This is a genomic window from Sphingomonas crocodyli, from assembly GCF_004005865.1.
In the GTDB taxonomy this organism is placed as follows: Bacteria; Pseudomonadota; Alphaproteobacteria; order Sphingomonadales; family Sphingomonadaceae; genus Rhizorhabdus; species Rhizorhabdus crocodyli.
On sequence record NZ_SACN01000002.1, the window covers coordinates 78936 to 92922 of the forward strand.

Below are 13987 nucleotides of genomic sequence, written 5' to 3' on the forward strand. Positions count from 1 at the left end.
CGTGCATCGCGTGATTTAGCGAAAAACGGCTGCTCGTTCAAATCCGCTATCTCTTTTCAAGATCGCTGCTTCGCGCCGGTGACGCCCGCGGTGCAGCGCCCCGAAACGATCGGCATGTTGGTCCAGTGGCCGTCGGGCGTCCGCTGGAACACGCCCGCCGCCATCGCGCCGCCATCGACGAACAGCGAATGACCCGTCACCCAGCTCGACAGGTCGGTCGCCAGATAGACCGCCGCATTGGCGTGATCCTGCGGGGTGCCGAAGCGGCCGAGCGGGATCGTGCCGTCGGCCTGCGCGCGCATTTCGGGCGAGGCGAGGATGCGATCGAGCGGCACCTGTTCGCTGTCGGTCGTCTCGGGCGCGATCAGGTTTACGCGGATGCCGTGGGTCGACAGCTCGACCGCAAGGCCGCGGGTGAAGCCGGTCACCGCATGTTTGAAGGTCGTATAGACGATATTGTACGGGAAGCCGCGAAAGCCCTCGACCGACGATATGTTGATGATGCTGCCGCCGGTTCCAGTTTGCTTCATCAGCGGGATCGCGGCGCGGGTGACGATCATCATCTGGCGCAGGTTGACGTCGTACATCGCCTGCCACTGATCCTCGGTCGAATTCTCGAAATCGCAGCGTATGCCCAGATGGTGGCCGACATTGTTGACCAGCACGTCGAGCCGGCCGAAGCGATCGGCGACCCTGGCGCACAGGGCTTCGACTGCGGCGACATCGCGCACGTCGCATGGTTCGATCAGCGCGTCGGGAAATTGCTGCGCCAATGCCGCGCATTTGCCGGCATCGATCTCGGCGATCGCAAGCTGTGCGCCGATCGCGGCGAAGGCTTCGGCGGTGGCCTTGCCGATCCCGGCGCCCGCGCCGGTGATCAGGGCAACCTTGCCCTCCAGGCTGATCTGCATCTCGCTCTCCGTCTGACGTTGCCCAGCTGTTTCGCGCTGTTCGCCGCCTGCCAAGCACGCCCGCACCTTTTCCGAGCCTGTGGCGACTTCGCATCATTCTGGCAGGTCCGGGCAAAGATCGGGCGGCCGCGACCTATGCAAATCGGGATAAGGCGGACCGCATGGCGCGCGCCATGAGTGCGGCCGGATGAGGAGAGGCCAGATGCTCGAAGATCGCGACGTTTCCTATTTCCACAAGGGCATCACGCCGCAGACGACCGAGAGCAGCCTGCTGATCAGCTCGTCCAAATATCTCAACAGCCCGGTGATCCGCGACTGGCTGACCAGCCATTATCTGCGCCGCAACGGGCAGGATCAGCCGGTGCCGCCCGATACGACGCTGGGGCTGAGCCAGGAGCTGATGAAGATCCGCGATCCGATCCGGCTTCAGGCGCTGATCGACCGCGAGAAGGAGATCAATCCGAAGTTCAAGGCATGGGTCGAGGAACGCTACCTCCCCAGCATGACGAAGGAGGATTTCGCGAAATATCCCGCCAATTCGCTGGGCGGCATCTTCCACTCCTACCTCGTCAAATATGGCTATGAGGTCAATTTCGGGCGCGCGGTGAAGCTGCCCTGTTCGGACTTCGAATTCATCTTCCAGCGTTTCGGCCTGACACACGATTTCGAGCATCTGATCACCGGCGGCGGGTTCAACTCGCTGGGCGAGCTGCTGCCCTATTTCGTGCGCATGTCGAACACCTATCAGCATATGAGCGCCGAGCTGGCGAAGGAGCTGACCGAGCTCTACGTCTTCGGCGGCTTCCGCATGGTGATGCGCGCGGGGCTGCATTATCCGACCAGCTGGCTGACCACGCTCGATCTCATGCAGCGGGGCATCAAGATCGGTCTAACCTCGGAATCGATCCTGATGGCGCGGTACGAGGATGCGCTGCACCTGCCATTGCCCGAAGCGCGCGAAATGCTGGGCGTCCGCAACGCCGAGGATGTCGACAGCTGGCACGATGACGAGGTGTTCATCGAACAGCGCCAGCCGACGCTGGACGAACTGACGCGGATCGGGCGACCCGATCTGGCGAACCCGGCCTGAACAAAAAACATTGGAGAGGGAAAGATGGACCTGATCGAAAAGCTGGCGGCGATTGAAGAGATCAAGGCGCTCAAGGCGCGCTACTGGCGCGGGGTGGACAGCAAGGATCTGGAATTGCTGCGCAGCGTCTTCGCCGATGAGGATTGCGAGATCGACATGCGCAATCCGACCGGGCCGGGGACGGGCGGCGCGGTGGTCCACGATCCCGACGCCTTCAGCAAGAATTGCCTGCGCGCGCTGGCCGATTATACGACCGCGCATCACGGGCATAATCCCGAGATCGATATCCTCTCGCCCACCGAGGCGACGGGTAACTGGCCGATGGAGGATCGGCTGTGGCTGATCGACGGCGCCAAGGGCGTCGGCTTCGAATATCTCCACGGCTGGGGTAATTATCACGATCGCTATCGCAAGACGGACAAGGGCTGGAAGATCAGCTTCACCAATCTGCAGCGCTCGCGCGTCGACAAGCGCTGACCCCGGATAGGCGGAACCGGGCGGAATGGGATCGACATTGAGAGGCTCCGAACGCGATCTTGTTCGCGTAACGGGTTCCTCTCTCCAGAGGACGCTAGGCTCCGTCGCCTTCGGGCGGCGGGGCCTTTTTCGTTTTCGATTGCACGAAAATGGCGTCTAACAGGCGAAACGGCCGAATGAAGCGGCTTTGCGGGAGAAGATCGTGCTCGACGGTGCAGCGACCAGCGTGAACGAGGATGGCAAGAGCGGGCGGCCCGAACCGGTCGTGACGACGATCAGCTGGATCGCGATCGCCATCCTGCTGCTGATGACGATCCTGTCCTACATCGATCGCAACATCATGTCGTTGATGGTCGACCCGATCAAAGCCGATCTGGGCCTCGACGATATCCAGATGAGCCTGCTGCTCGGTTTCGCCTTCGCCTTGTTCTACGCGATGTTCAGCGTGCCGATGGGGTGGGCGGCGGATCGCTTTCCGCGTCGCTGGGTGATTTTTCTCGGTGTCGGCGGCTGGTCGCTTGCGACCGCGGCCTGTGGTTTCGCTGGGAGCTTCGGGCAATTGGCGGTCGCGCGCTTCGCGGTGGGCATCGGTGAGGCCGCGTTGACCCCGGCGGCTTATGCGATCGTGGGCGAACTCTTCCCGCGCCGCAGGCTCGGCCTCGCGCTCGGCATTCTCGCGATGGGAACGGCGGCGGGATCGGCGATCGCCTTCCTGATCGGCGGGCCGATCATCGCCTGGGTCGATCATGTCGGCGGGATTTCGGGGTTCGCGACATGGCAGGTCGTGTTCATGCTGGTGGGTCTGCCGGGCCTGCTTATCGCCCCGCTGATCTTCATCGTTCCCGAAAAGCGCCGCGCACACGTTACCACCCACGCGCAGGCGGATCAGGGCTTCTTCCCGTGGATCGGCCAGAACTGGGCGTTCATCGTACCCTTCTTCACCGCCATCTCCTTTGCGGGAATCATCTCCTATGCGCTGGGCGCGTGGCTGCCCGCTTATCTGACGCGCACGATGGGGGTCGATGTCAGCAAGGTTGGCCTGACGATCGGATCGATCCAGCTGCTCGGCATCATCGGTTTCGTTGCGGGCGGATGGTTCGTCGACTGGATGGTGTCGCGCGGGGTGCGCGACGCGCATCTGCGCTACCTGATCGGTGCGTTGGCGCTGGCGGGGATTTCGGGGCTGGGTGCGTTCCTGTTCGCGGACAGCCTGAACGCTTTGCTCATCTGGCTCGCGCTGTTTTACCTGACGATCCCGTTCACCGGCCCGGCGATCGCGCTGGTGCAGATCGTGGCGCCGCGTCGCTTCCACAGCCGCACGATCGCGATCTACACGCTGGCGATCAATATGGTCGGCATGATGGCGGGGCCAACATCGGTCGCCTGGTTTACCGAGGAAGTGTTCGGCGGGCCGCAGCATGTCGGGTCGGGCATCACCGCCGTGTTCGCGATCTCGGTGCCGCTGGCGTTGATCTGCTTCATCCTCTCGATCCCCGCCGCCCGCCGGATGGCGGAGCGGCAGGCGCTGGCAGGCGACTAATCAGGGATAGCGAACAGGCTTGGGGTCTTCGGGGAGCGGGATGAATTCGCTCTCGTCGGGCACGCGGGCAAAACGCTGGGCGCGCCAGTCGGCCTTGGCCTGTTCGATCCGGTCCTGCGAGGACGAGACGAAGTTCCAGTAGATGTTGCGCTTCTCGGGGAAGGGCTCGCCGCCGATCAGCATCAGGCGAGCGCCCGCCGTCGATCGCAGCACGATTTCGGCGTCGGGCTTGAAGATGACCAGTTCGTTGGCCGCGAAGCTGCCCGACTGGCCGACCACCTCGACCTCGCCCGACACGACATAGACCGCACGTTCGACATGCTCGGCCTTGAGCTGATAGCGGGCGCCCGGCGCGAGGACGATGTCGGCATAGACCATGTCGGAGAACGTCTTCACCGGCGACTTCAGCCCGTCAGACGTGCCGACGATCAGGGTCAGCTTCGTGCCCGCATCCTCGATCACCGGGATCGTATCGGCCTTGTGATGCGCGAAGCTGGGATCGGTTTCCTCATGGCGCGTGGGGAGCGCGACCCAGGTCTGCAGGCCGGCAAGGCGGCTGCCCGAGGGGCGCAGTTCGTCCGGCGTACGTTCCGAATGGACGATGCCCGAACCGGCGGTCATCCAGTTGACCTCACCCGCGCGGATCGGCTGGACACTGCCCACCGAATCGCGGTGCATGATCTCGCCTTCCAACAGATAGGTGATCGTCGCCAGGCCGATATGCGGGTGCGGGCGGACGTCCAGCCCCTCGCCGCCGGTGAAGGCTGCCGGGCCCATCTGATCGAAGAAGATGAAGGGGCCGACCATCCGGCGATGCGCGGACGGCAATGCGCGGCGCACCGTGAAGCCGTCGCCCAGATCGCGGACCGGCGGCAGGATCACCATGTCGACGCCGTCGATGTCGGAAGTACGCAGGGTCATCGATCGTCTCCATTCAAGAGCCCGTCGCTCCAGCGAAGGCTGGAGCCCATGTCTATCGCCTCAAGCGGTATCGCCTGTTTGGAGAGAGATAGGCCCCAGCCTTCGCTGGGGCGACGGTGTTTTTTGGGAAAGGGGGGCTGCCGGACCCTGTAGGGGCTTGGGTCCGGCAGCCTGGCCGACGGGGAGGGGAGAGGGAGTCCCGTCGGCCCAGGGGTTAGGTTACGCCGCGTCGACGAGGACGATTTCGCTGTCCTCGATCGCCGTGACCTTCAGCACCTCGATCTCGCTGATCGCGGCGCCGTCGCGGGCGTTGATGGTGATGCCGTCGATCTCGATCTTGCCGGTGGCGGGGACGAGATAGCCGCGGCGGTCCTTGCCGAGCGGATATTCGACCGTTTCGCCGGCCTTGATCGTCGCCCCCACCACGCGGGCATCGGTGCGGATCGGCAGCGCATCATTGTCGTTCGCAAAGCCCGAAGCGAGCACCACGAATTGCCCGGCGCGTTCGCCCTTGGGGAAGGGCTTGGCGCCCCAGCTGGGCTTTTCGCCGCTGCGGGTCGGCGTGATCCAGATCTGGAAGATCCGGGTCTCGACGTCCTCCAGGTTATACTCGGCGTGGGTGATGCCGGTGCCAGCCGACATCACCTGGACGTCGCCGGCTTCGGTGCGGCCCTTGTTGCCCAGATTGTCCTGGTGGCTGATCGCGCCTTCGCGGACATAGGTGATGATTTCCATGTCGCGGTGCGGGTGCGGCGGGAAGCCCGACTTGGACGCGATGATATCATCGTTCCAGACGCGCAGATTGCCCCAGCCCATCCGGGCCGCATCATGATAGCCCGCGAAGGAGAAATGATGCTTGGCGTTCAGCCAGCCGTGATTTTCGCCGCCGAGGCTGTTGAAGGGACGCAGTTCGATCATCTTACTTACTCCTCGTGTTCGGTTCAGGCGGCGAGCAGGGCGAGCGCCGAAATTTGGGCGCGGTTGAAACCCTGCTCGATCAAGACGGGAACCAGCTCGGCCGCTTCCTTGCGGGTCGTGCGGGTCTGGCAGACGAAGCCACGCAGAGCCTCCAGCCGGGCGTCGGCCAGCGGCCGCTTCGGCTCGATCCCGGTCAGCGCGGTGAAGATCCGCGAGAACCGGCCCGGCGTTGCCGAAACCCCGCAACGCACATCCGCCGCGTCGTTGAAGGCCACCGAGACAGCGCGCCATTCGGCGGTGCTGAGCGTCGGCATCGTTGCTAGCTGCTGTCCCATCTCGTCCTCCTGATCCTTCGTGTTGAGAGCCTTCTACCGGCTCTCGACTTCTCGGATCAGACGGATAAAATCGTTCCAACTATTCGATGAAGTTGAAATGGGGGCAGTTGTGGCAAATCCGGGCATGCCGACCTTCGATCAGCTGCGGATCTTCCTCGCGGTGGTGGAAACCGGCAGCTTTGCGGGCGCGGGGCGCAAGCTCAATCGCGCGGTTTCGGTGATCAGCTACGGCATCGCCAATCTGGAGGCGCAGCTGGGCCTCAGCCTGTTCGATCGCGAGGGGACTCGCCGCCCCAAGCTGACGATCGCGGGCAAGGCGGTGCTGGCCGAGGCGCGCGCCGTCTCGCAGGGGATCGACGGGCTGCGCGCCAAGGTGAAGGGAATGCTCGACGGGCTGGAGGCGGAGGTGAGCATCGCCGTCGACGTCATGCTGCCGTCCGAACAACTGGGCCGCGTGCTGCGCGCCTTTTCGGCGCAATTCCCGACGGTGACCTTGCGGCTGCATGTCGAAGCGCTGGGCGCGATCGCGGCACTGGTGCTCGACAAGCAGGCGGTGGTGGGGATCAGCGGGCCGCTGTCGTTCGGGATGGAGGGGATCGATCATGTCGAGGCGGGCACGGTGCTGATGGTGCCGGTCGCCGCGCCCGATCATCCGTTGGCGCGCCAACATCCCTTGCCGCCCGGCGCGGGACGCGATCATATCCAGCTGGTGCTGACCGATCGTTCGCCGCTGACGGCTGGTCGGGATTTCGCGGTCTCATCCTCGCGCACCTGGCGGCTCGCCGATCTGGGCGCGAAGCATCAGCTGCTGCGGGAGGGGATCGGCTGGGGAAATATGCCGCTTCCCATGATCGAAGCCGATCTGGTCGCAGGCACGCTGGTGCGGTTGCAGATGCCCGATTCGACGGGCGGCAGCTACGGCTTTGCCGGCATCTGGCGGCGCGACACACCGCCCGGCCCGGCCGCCTCCTGGCTGCTCGACCAGTTCGTGTCGAGCGCCGAGGATGGCGGCGCGGGCTTCGCGACCGTCTGATTATTCCGGCAGGAAGTCGGGTACCGACAGGTAACGCTCACCGGTATCGTAGTTGAAGCCCAGGATGCGCTTGCCGGGGGCGTCGGGCAGCTTTTGCGCAATCGCAGCGAGCGTTGCGCCCGAGCTGATGCCGACCAGCAGCCCTTCCTCGCGCGCCGAACGGCGCGCATAATCCTTGGCATCCGCCGGATCGACCTGGATCACGCCGTCGAGCAGCTGGGTGTGCAGATTGGCGGGGACGAAGCCCGCGCCGATGCCCTGGATCGGGTGCGGGCCGGGCTGGCCGCCCGAGATGACCGGCGAAAGGGTCGGTTCGACCGCGAACACCTTCAGGCCGCTCCAGCGTTCCTTCAGCACCTGCGCGACGCCGGTGATGTGGCCGCCGGTGCCGACGCCGGTGATGATGATATCGATCGGGCTATCCTTGAAATCGGCGTAGATTTCCTCGGCCGTGGTGCGGACGTGGACGTCGATATTCGCGGGGTTTTCGAACTGCTGCGGGATCCACGCGCCCGGCGTCTGCGACTGTAGCTCCAGCGCGCGTTCGATCGCGCCCTTCATGCCCTTTTCGCGCGGCGTCAGATCGAAGGTCGCACCATAAGCCAGCATCAGCCGACGGCGCTCGATCGACATGCTTTCGGGCATGACGAGGACGAGCTTGTAACCCTTCACCGCGGCGACAAGCGCGAGGCCGATGCCGGTATTGCCGCTGGTCGGCTCGATGATCGTGCCGCCGGGCTTGAGCTTGCCGCTCTTTTCGGCGTCCTCGACCAGCGAAAGCGCGATGCGATCCTTGATCGAACCGCCGGGATTGGATCGTTCGGACTTCACCCACACTTCGGCATCGCCGAACAGGCGGTTGATCCGGATGTGCGGCGTGTTGCCGATGGTTTCGAGAACCGAAGCTGCCTTGGTCATGCGGCCTTCTCCGTAGGTGAATCGGTGGGAGCGAATTCGAGAGTTTCGGGCGGATCGAAGGTGCGCGCACGCAACAGTTCGGGGAACAGCTTCGACCACGTGATCGCGACCAGGATCGTGCCGACCCCACCCGCCACCACCGCGGCGACCGGCCCGATCGCGGCGGCGAGGAAGCCCGATTCCGCCTCGCCCAGTTCGTTCGATCCCGAAATGAACAGGGTGGAGACCGCGCCGACGCGGCCGCGCATCGAATCCGGTGTGTAAAGCTGGATCAATGTCTGGCGCACATAGACCGACACCATGTCCGCCGCGCCAAGCGCGGAGAGGCAGACCAGCGACAGCGGCAGGATGCGCGAATAGCCAAAGGCGATCGTCGCGACGCCGAACGCGCCGACCGCGATCAGCAGCTTCAGCCCGACATTGACCTTGAGCGGATGGCGGGCGAGCCACCATGCGGTCAGCACCGCGCCGACCGCCGGCGCCGCGCGCAACGCGCCCAGCCCTTCCGATCCGACGTGGAGGACGTCCTTCGCATAGACCGGTAGCATCGCCGTCGCGCCGCCCAGCAGCACCGCGAACAGATCGAGCGAGATCGCGCCCAGCACCAGCCGGTTGCGCCCGAGATAGGCGAAGCCGTCCATCATCTGCGCCCACGGATGCCGCCCGCGATCGAGCGCGGTGCGCGGCACCGGGCCGATCAGGAGCATCATCAGCAGGGTGACGCTGAACAAGATGGTGCTCGACGTATAAGGCGCGGCCGGCCCCAGCGCGTAGAGGAAGCCGCCGAGCGGAGGGCCGAGCACCGCGCCCGTCTGCCACGCCATCGAACTCATCGCGATCGCCGAGGGCAGGATCTCACGCGGGACGAGGTTGGGGGACAACGCCTGGAGCGCGGGCGCCGCGAAGGCGCGCGCGACGCCCAGCAAAGCGGCGATCGTGAACAAGGCGGGAAGCGTCGTCGTGCCCTGGAACGCCATCCACGCCAGCGAACCCGCGCAGAGGATTTCGAGGAAGGCTGTGGTCCGCGCGATGAAGCGGCGATCGATCCGGTCGGCCGTCCAGCCGGTGATGAGGGTCAGCGCCATCAGCGGCAGGAACTGGGCGACGCCGATCCAGCCGAGCTGGAGCGCGGCATCGCGCGGAGCCATCGTGCGGCGGGCAATATCATACGCCTGCCAGCCGATGATCACGACCATCCCGTTCTGCGCGAGCGTCGATGCAAGGCGGCCAAGCCAGTAATAGCGATAGGCCGGAATCGAAAAGGGGGAGGTCGACCGGAACATGGCGCCTGTCCTAGGCGCGCCTACGCCCCCGCCGCAAGCCCGCTGGTCGCGGGAGTGTGATAATTCTACTATATTGGTAGATTATAGAGATTGGCCGGGTTTGCCGAGCTTGATGCGGCCAAGGCTGAACAGGCCGCCGATCACCGCGAAGGCCGCCGCGATCAGCACGGGCGCGCGGCCATCGCCAATGCCTATCGCGAGCAGCGCGGCGACCATCGTCGCGCCCAGCGTCTGCCCGGTCATTCGCGTGGTCGATGTCAGCCCGCCCGCCGCCGCCGCGCGATCGCGCGGAGTTGCCGCCATCACGAGGCGGACGTTGGTCGGCAGATAGAGCGCGACCCCGACGCCGCAGACGGCCATCCGCCAGGCGACATCGAACGATGTCGGGTGGACGGGCAGGAAGGCCATCAGCAACAGGCCGATCACGAACACGAACATGCCCGAAGCGCCCAATATGCCGGCGTTGAGCTTGTCGGCCAGCGTCGCGGAGATCGGCGCCATCACCATCAGCGTCAGCGGCATCGGCGTCATCACCGCACCCACCTGTGCGGGCGTGAAGCCGTAAAGATGCTGGAGGCGGAAGGGCATCGACAAGGTCAGGCTGACATTCGCCATAAAGACGAGCAATGCGCCCGCGATCGACAGTGAGATCAGCTTGCTGGCGAACAGATCGACCGGAAGGATCGGCCGCTCCTCTTGCAATTCGTGCTTCACGAAACGGATCGCGACCAGCACGCCCACGCCCATTACCGCCAGCGACACGATCGGCGAATCGCCATGCACCAGCCCTTCGAGCCCGAAGATCAGCAGGCCGAAGACGATGACGTTATAGACCGATCCCACCAGATCGAACTTGCCCTCCGACGGCGGAATGTCCGGCAGCGCGTGACGCCCGAGGATCAGCGACAGGATCGCGAAGGGCACGGCGGCAGCGAACACCCAGGGCCATTGGCCGTATAGCAGGATGAAGCCGCCCAATGTCGGCGCGAGCGCCGCCGAACTCGACGCGACCACGCTGTTGACACCCAACCCGCGCCCCAGATGGCTCGACGGATAGATGTTGCGGATCATCGCCGCCATCATGCTGAGCGTCGCGGCGGCCCCCAGCCCCTGCATCGCGCGCACCACCAGCAGGAAGGGCAGGCTTTTTGCGAAGAAGCAGAGGATGGTCGAGATCGCGAACAGCATCTGCCCATATTGGTAGAAGCGTTTCAGCCCGATCCGATCGCCGATCCCCGCGCAGGGCAGCATCGTCATCAACAGGGTCAGCTGATAGACGGTGACGACCAGCACCGCCGCCGATCCGTCGACATGCAGATCGCGCGCGATCGTCGGCAGCGCGACCGTGGCGATCGCGCCGTCGATCGTGGTCAGCGCGGTGCCCATCGACAAGGCGATGATCGCCAGCAGTCGCCGGGGCTGGGGAAGGCCGTCTTCGTTCATGCCGGCGTATCGCCCCAATGCCAGAACCACGAAAAGACCCCGATCGTTATCGGCAGGCTCGCGTAGATGAAGGGTGCGAAGAAGGCCGGGCTGCCCCCTGCCATCGCGAGCGCGGTCGAGACGACGGCGGTTCCCGCGAGGATCGCATAGATGATCGCCTCTCCCTTCACGGGGGAGCGCAGCGCCGGATCAAGCTCGGTAGAGACGAAGGCGTCCCAGAACAGCAGCGAGGTCGTGGCCGACATCGCAAAGAAGCCGACGCCATAGACGGTGAACAGCATCCGCACGGACGGGCGATCGGGGTCCGGTTCGCCGAATATCAGCGATGACAGGTCGGTCGCCATCGCGCCCAGCGGGAAGATGTAGATCAGAACCACGAAGATCAGCAGGAAGGTGAGCAACACCGATCGCCAGTCCCCTTCGCCGCGGAACCGCCGCCAGCGGACATGCGCGAACCAGAACATGCCAACGATCACGTAGCCGATCCCGAAGGCCGGGATGCGGCGCACGATCGTCATGAGATCGGCATCGCTACCCTCGGTCGACATGCCGCCCGACACCATCAGCACGGTCACCGCAAAGGCGAAAGCGGCGTCGGTGAACGCGTCGAGACGGGCTGAGACGGAGGTCATCGTTGGCCAGCCTTAACGGCAGGGTGCATTGGCGCAAGCGTATGCCCTTGCCCAAGACGCGCGGAAATCAGCCCGGCACGCTCACGAAGCTGTCGAGGACGCGCTTGCGGCCGGACTGTTCGAAGTCGATCTCCAGCTTGTTGCCCTCGATCTCGACCACCGCGCCATAGCCGAACTTGGTGTGGAAGACGCGGGTGCCCAGCGCGATGTCCTTGCGTGAGGGCTGCGCGATGCTGACGGCCGAGGCGCGCGATTCGAGGACGCGGCCGCTGGCCCCCGGCGACTTGGGGATCGGCCCGACCGCCGCCGCCCGCTGCCAGCCGGGGCCGCGCCCCTGCGCGCGGGCGACATGCGCGAACGGATCGGACTGTTCGGACCATTGCGCGCGCCACAGCGATTCGCCGCCCGACATCGTCGTCTCGGCATCGACATGCTCCTTGGGCAGTTCGCCCACAAAGCGCGACGGGATCGACGAGGTCCACTGGCCGTAGATGCGGCGATTGGCGGCGTGGATGATCGTGCATTTCCGCCGTGCGCGCGTGATCGCGACATAAGCGAGGCGACGCTCCTCCTCGAGGCTGGCGAGCCCGCCTTCGTCGAGCGCGCGTTGCGAGGGGAAGACGCCCTCCTCCCAGCCCGCGAGGAACACGGTGCCGAACTCCAGCCCCTTGGCGGCGTGGATCGTCATGATCGTCACCTTCGCCGTATCGGCGTCGGCATCATTGTCCATGACCAGGCTGACATGTTCGAGGAAGGCGGGGAGGTTTTCATAATCCTCCATCGCGCGGGCGAGTTCGCTCAGATTGTCCAGCCGTCCGTCGGCCTCTGTCGATTTTTCGGCCTGGAGCATCGCGGTATAGCCCGATTCCTCCAGCACCAGCCGGGTCAGTTCGGCGTGCGGCAGATCGTTCATCCGATCGCGCCAGCGCGCGATATCGCCGACCAGATTGCCGAGTGCGCGGCGCGCCTGCGGGGTGAGTTCGTCGGTGCCGAGAATGCGCGCGGCGGCGAGCGTGAGGGGGATGCCCTCGGCGCGCGCGAGCATGTGGAGCTTGGACACCGCCTTGTCGCCCAGCCCGCGCTTGGGCGTGTTGACGATGCGTTCGAAGGCGAGGTCGTCGGCCGGCTGGCTGATGACGCGCAGATAAGCGAGCGCATCGCGGATTTCGGCGCGCTCGTAGAAGCGGAAGCCGCCGACGATGCGATAGGGCAGGCCGATCGCGATGAAGCGGTCTTCGAACTCGCGCGTCTGAAACTGCGCACGCACGAGGATCGCGACGTCGTCGAGCTTGCCGCCATTGCGTTGATAGGTCTCGATCTCCTCGCCGACGCGGCGGGCTTCTTCGGGGCCGTCCCAGACGCCGACGACGCGAACCTTCTCGCCGTCGGCCGCCTCGGTCCACAAAGACTTGCCCAGCCGCCCGCCATTGTTCGCGATCACGCCCGACGCGGCGGCCAGGATATGCGGCGTCGACCGGTAATTCTGTTCGAGGCGTATGACGGCGGCGCCCGGAAAGTCCCGCTCGAAGCGCAGGATGTTGGCGACTTCCGCACCGCGCCACGAATAGATCGACTGATCGTCGTCACCGACGCAGCAGATATTCTTGCGCCGCTGCGCGATCAGGCGGAGCCACAGATATTGGGCGCTGTTCGTGTCCTGATATTCGTCGACCATCACGTAGCGGAAGCGCTCCTGATACGCCTCCAGCACGTCGCGATGCGTCTTCAGGATGGTCAGCATGTGGAGCAGCAGATCGCCGAAGTCGCAGGCGTTCACCGCGCGCAGCCGATCCTGATATTGCTGATAGAGTTCGCCGCCGCGCCCGTTGGCGAACTGCTCGCTCTCGCCCGCGTCGATATCCGCCGGGGTGAGGCCGCGATTCTTCCAGCGATCGATCACGCCGGCGAACTGGCGCGCGGGCCATCGCTTCTCGTCGAGGTCGGCGGCGGCCAGGATCTGCTTGATCAGGCGCAACTGATCGTCGGTGTCGAGGATGGTGAAGCTGGGAGTCAGGCCCACCAGTTCGGCATGACGGCGCAGCATCCGCGCGGCGACCGCATGGAAGGTGCCGAGCCACGCCATCCCTTCGACCGCCTGCCCCAGCAGCCTGCCCACGCGCTCGCGCATTTCGCGCGCGGCCTTGTTGGTGAAGGTGACGGCGAGAATCTCGGATGGCCAGGCGCGGCGCGTGGCGACAAGATGTGCGAGACGGGCGGTGAGCGCGGCGGTCTTGCCCGTGCCCGCGCCGGCGAGGACGAGCACCGGGCCTTCGGTTGTCAGCACCGCCTCACGCTGGGGCGGGTTCAGGCCTTGCAGATAGCCGGGTTCGGAAATGGGCGCGTCACTGTTCACGCGCGAACAGGTAGGGAACGGAGCCGCTGCGGGCAACCCCGTCTTTCTATCAGAGGAAGGCGGCGCCGATCGCGAGCCACATGACGGTCGACAAGGCGAAACCGAAGGCGTGGCGAACGCTCAACACGAGTTG

General features: G+C 65.2%; 13 protein-coding genes. 4 read left to right on the forward strand and 9 right to left on the reverse strand.

The annotated features are described in order from the left end of the window. Nucleotides 1-56 precede the first annotated feature (56 nt). Nucleotides 57-911, reverse strand: coding sequence for an SDR family NAD(P)-dependent oxidoreductase (locus EOD43_RS14940; RefSeq protein ID WP_127744851.1), 855 nt, complete (start codon nucleotides 909-911; stop codon nucleotides 57-59). A gap of 202 nt (nucleotides 912-1113) precedes the next feature. Here EOD43_RS14940 and EOD43_RS14945 point away from each other — a divergent pair, with 202 nt between their 5' ends. From EOD43_RS14945 to EOD43_RS14955, 3 genes are all read left to right on the forward strand, one after another. Next, nucleotides 1114-2001, forward strand: a complete 888-nt coding sequence (locus EOD43_RS14945; protein WP_164857251.1) for a Coq4 family protein — start codon at nucleotides 1114-1116, stop codon at nucleotides 1999-2001. A 24-nt stretch (nucleotides 2002-2025) separates the two neighbouring features. Then, complete coding sequence (locus tag EOD43_RS14950; protein ID WP_127744853.1) at nucleotides 2026-2478, forward strand: nuclear transport factor 2 family protein; 453 nt, start codon at nucleotides 2026-2028, stop codon at nucleotides 2476-2478. 202 nt (nucleotides 2479-2680) lie between these two features. After that, nucleotides 2681-4018 carry an MFS transporter gene (locus EOD43_RS14955; RefSeq protein WP_127744854.1) on the forward strand — a complete coding sequence of 446 codons (1338 nt, stop codon included), beginning with the start codon at nucleotides 2681-2683 and terminating at the stop codon, nucleotides 4016-4018. On the opposite strand, the gene EOD43_RS14960 is transcribed toward EOD43_RS14955, so the two are convergent. The 3 genes from EOD43_RS14960 to EOD43_RS14970 all read right to left on the reverse strand — a co-directional run bounded on the left by EOD43_RS14960 (nucleotide 4019) and on the right by EOD43_RS14970 (nucleotide 6192). Further along, on the reverse strand, nucleotides 4019-4939 hold the full coding sequence (locus tag EOD43_RS14960; RefSeq protein WP_127744855.1) for a pirin family protein: 921 nt from the start codon (nucleotides 4937-4939) through the stop codon (nucleotides 4019-4021). 219 nt (nucleotides 4940-5158) lie between these two features. Continuing rightward, nucleotides 5159-5857: a pirin family protein gene (locus EOD43_RS14965; protein WP_127744856.1), complete on the reverse strand. Its 699-nt coding sequence runs from the start codon at nucleotides 5855-5857 to the stop codon at nucleotides 5159-5161. Nucleotides 5858-5880: 23 nt separating this feature from the next. Then, nucleotides 5881-6192: a hypothetical protein gene (locus tag EOD43_RS14970; RefSeq protein WP_127744857.1), complete on the reverse strand. Its 312-nt coding sequence runs from the start codon at nucleotides 6190-6192 to the stop codon at nucleotides 5881-5883. A gap of 109 nt (nucleotides 6193-6301) precedes the next feature. On the opposite strand from EOD43_RS14970, the gene EOD43_RS14975 reads away from it, so the two are divergent. Beyond that, nucleotides 6302-7225 carry a LysR family transcriptional regulator gene (locus tag EOD43_RS14975; protein WP_127745331.1) on the forward strand — a complete coding sequence of 308 codons (924 nt, stop codon included), beginning with the start codon at nucleotides 6302-6304 and terminating at the stop codon, nucleotides 7223-7225. On the opposite strand, the gene cysK is transcribed toward EOD43_RS14975, so the two are convergent. The 5 genes from cysK to EOD43_RS15000 all read right to left on the reverse strand — a co-directional run bounded on the left by cysK (nucleotide 7226) and on the right by EOD43_RS15000 (nucleotide 13854). Then, nucleotides 7226-8143 carry a cysteine synthase A gene (gene cysK / locus EOD43_RS14980; protein ID WP_127744858.1) on the reverse strand — a complete coding sequence of 306 codons (918 nt, stop codon included), beginning with the start codon at nucleotides 8141-8143 and terminating at the stop codon, nucleotides 7226-7228. Continuing rightward, nucleotides 8140-9426 (reverse strand): MFS transporter, encoded by a 1287-nt coding sequence (locus tag EOD43_RS14985; RefSeq protein WP_127744859.1) that lies wholly within the window; start codon nucleotides 9424-9426, stop codon nucleotides 8140-8142. The genes cysK and EOD43_RS14985 overlap by 4 nt, the downstream gene beginning before the upstream one ends. 81 nt (nucleotides 9427-9507) lie before the next feature. Next, complete coding sequence (locus EOD43_RS14990) at nucleotides 9508-10869, reverse strand: MFS transporter (protein WP_127744860.1); 1362 nt, start codon at nucleotides 10867-10869, stop codon at nucleotides 9508-9510. After that, on the reverse strand, nucleotides 10866-11501 hold the full coding sequence (locus tag EOD43_RS14995) for a TMEM175 family protein (RefSeq protein ID WP_127744861.1): 636 nt from the start codon (nucleotides 11499-11501) through the stop codon (nucleotides 10866-10868). The genes EOD43_RS14990 and EOD43_RS14995 overlap by 4 nt, the downstream gene beginning before the upstream one ends. Before the next feature lie 67 nt (nucleotides 11502-11568). Further along, complete coding sequence (locus EOD43_RS15000; RefSeq protein ID WP_127744862.1) at nucleotides 11569-13854, reverse strand: ATP-dependent helicase; 2286 nt, start codon at nucleotides 13852-13854, stop codon at nucleotides 11569-11571. Nucleotides 13855-13987: the final 133 nt, after the last annotated feature.

Excerpts from the sequence above, each read along its gene's own strand:
- EOD43_RS14940 (WP_127744851.1), bottom strand. The coding sequence starts at position 911 with ATGCAGATCAGCCTGGAGGGCAAGGTTGCCCTGATCACCGGCGCGGGC.
- EOD43_RS14945 (WP_164857251.1), top strand. The coding sequence starts at position 1,114 with ATGCTCGAAGATCGCGACGTTTCCTATTTCCACAAGGGCATCACGCCG.
- EOD43_RS14950 (WP_127744853.1), top strand. The coding sequence starts at position 2,026 with ATGGACCTGATCGAAAAGCTGGCGGCGATTGAAGAGATCAAGGCGCTC.
- EOD43_RS14960 (WP_127744855.1), bottom strand. The coding sequence starts at position 4,939 with ATGACCCTGCGTACTTCCGACATCGACGGCGTCGACATGGTGATCCTG.
- EOD43_RS14965 (WP_127744856.1), bottom strand. The coding sequence starts at position 5,857 with ATGATCGAACTGCGTCCCTTCAACAGCCTCGGCGGCGAAAATCACGGC.
- EOD43_RS14970 (WP_127744857.1), bottom strand. The coding sequence starts at position 6,192 with ATGGGACAGCAGCTAGCAACGATGCCGACGCTCAGCACCGCCGAATGG.
- cysK (WP_127744858.1), bottom strand. The coding sequence starts at position 8,143 with ATGACCAAGGCAGCTTCGGTTCTCGAAACCATCGGCAACACGCCGCAC.
- EOD43_RS14985 (WP_127744859.1), bottom strand. The coding sequence starts at position 9,426 with ATGTTCCGGTCGACCTCCCCCTTTTCGATTCCGGCCTATCGCTATTAC.
- EOD43_RS14990 (WP_127744860.1), bottom strand. The coding sequence starts at position 10,869 with ATGAACGAAGACGGCCTTCCCCAGCCCCGGCGACTGCTGGCGATCATC.
- EOD43_RS14995 (WP_127744861.1), bottom strand. The coding sequence starts at position 11,501 with ATGACCTCCGTCTCAGCCCGTCTCGACGCGTTCACCGACGCCGCTTTC.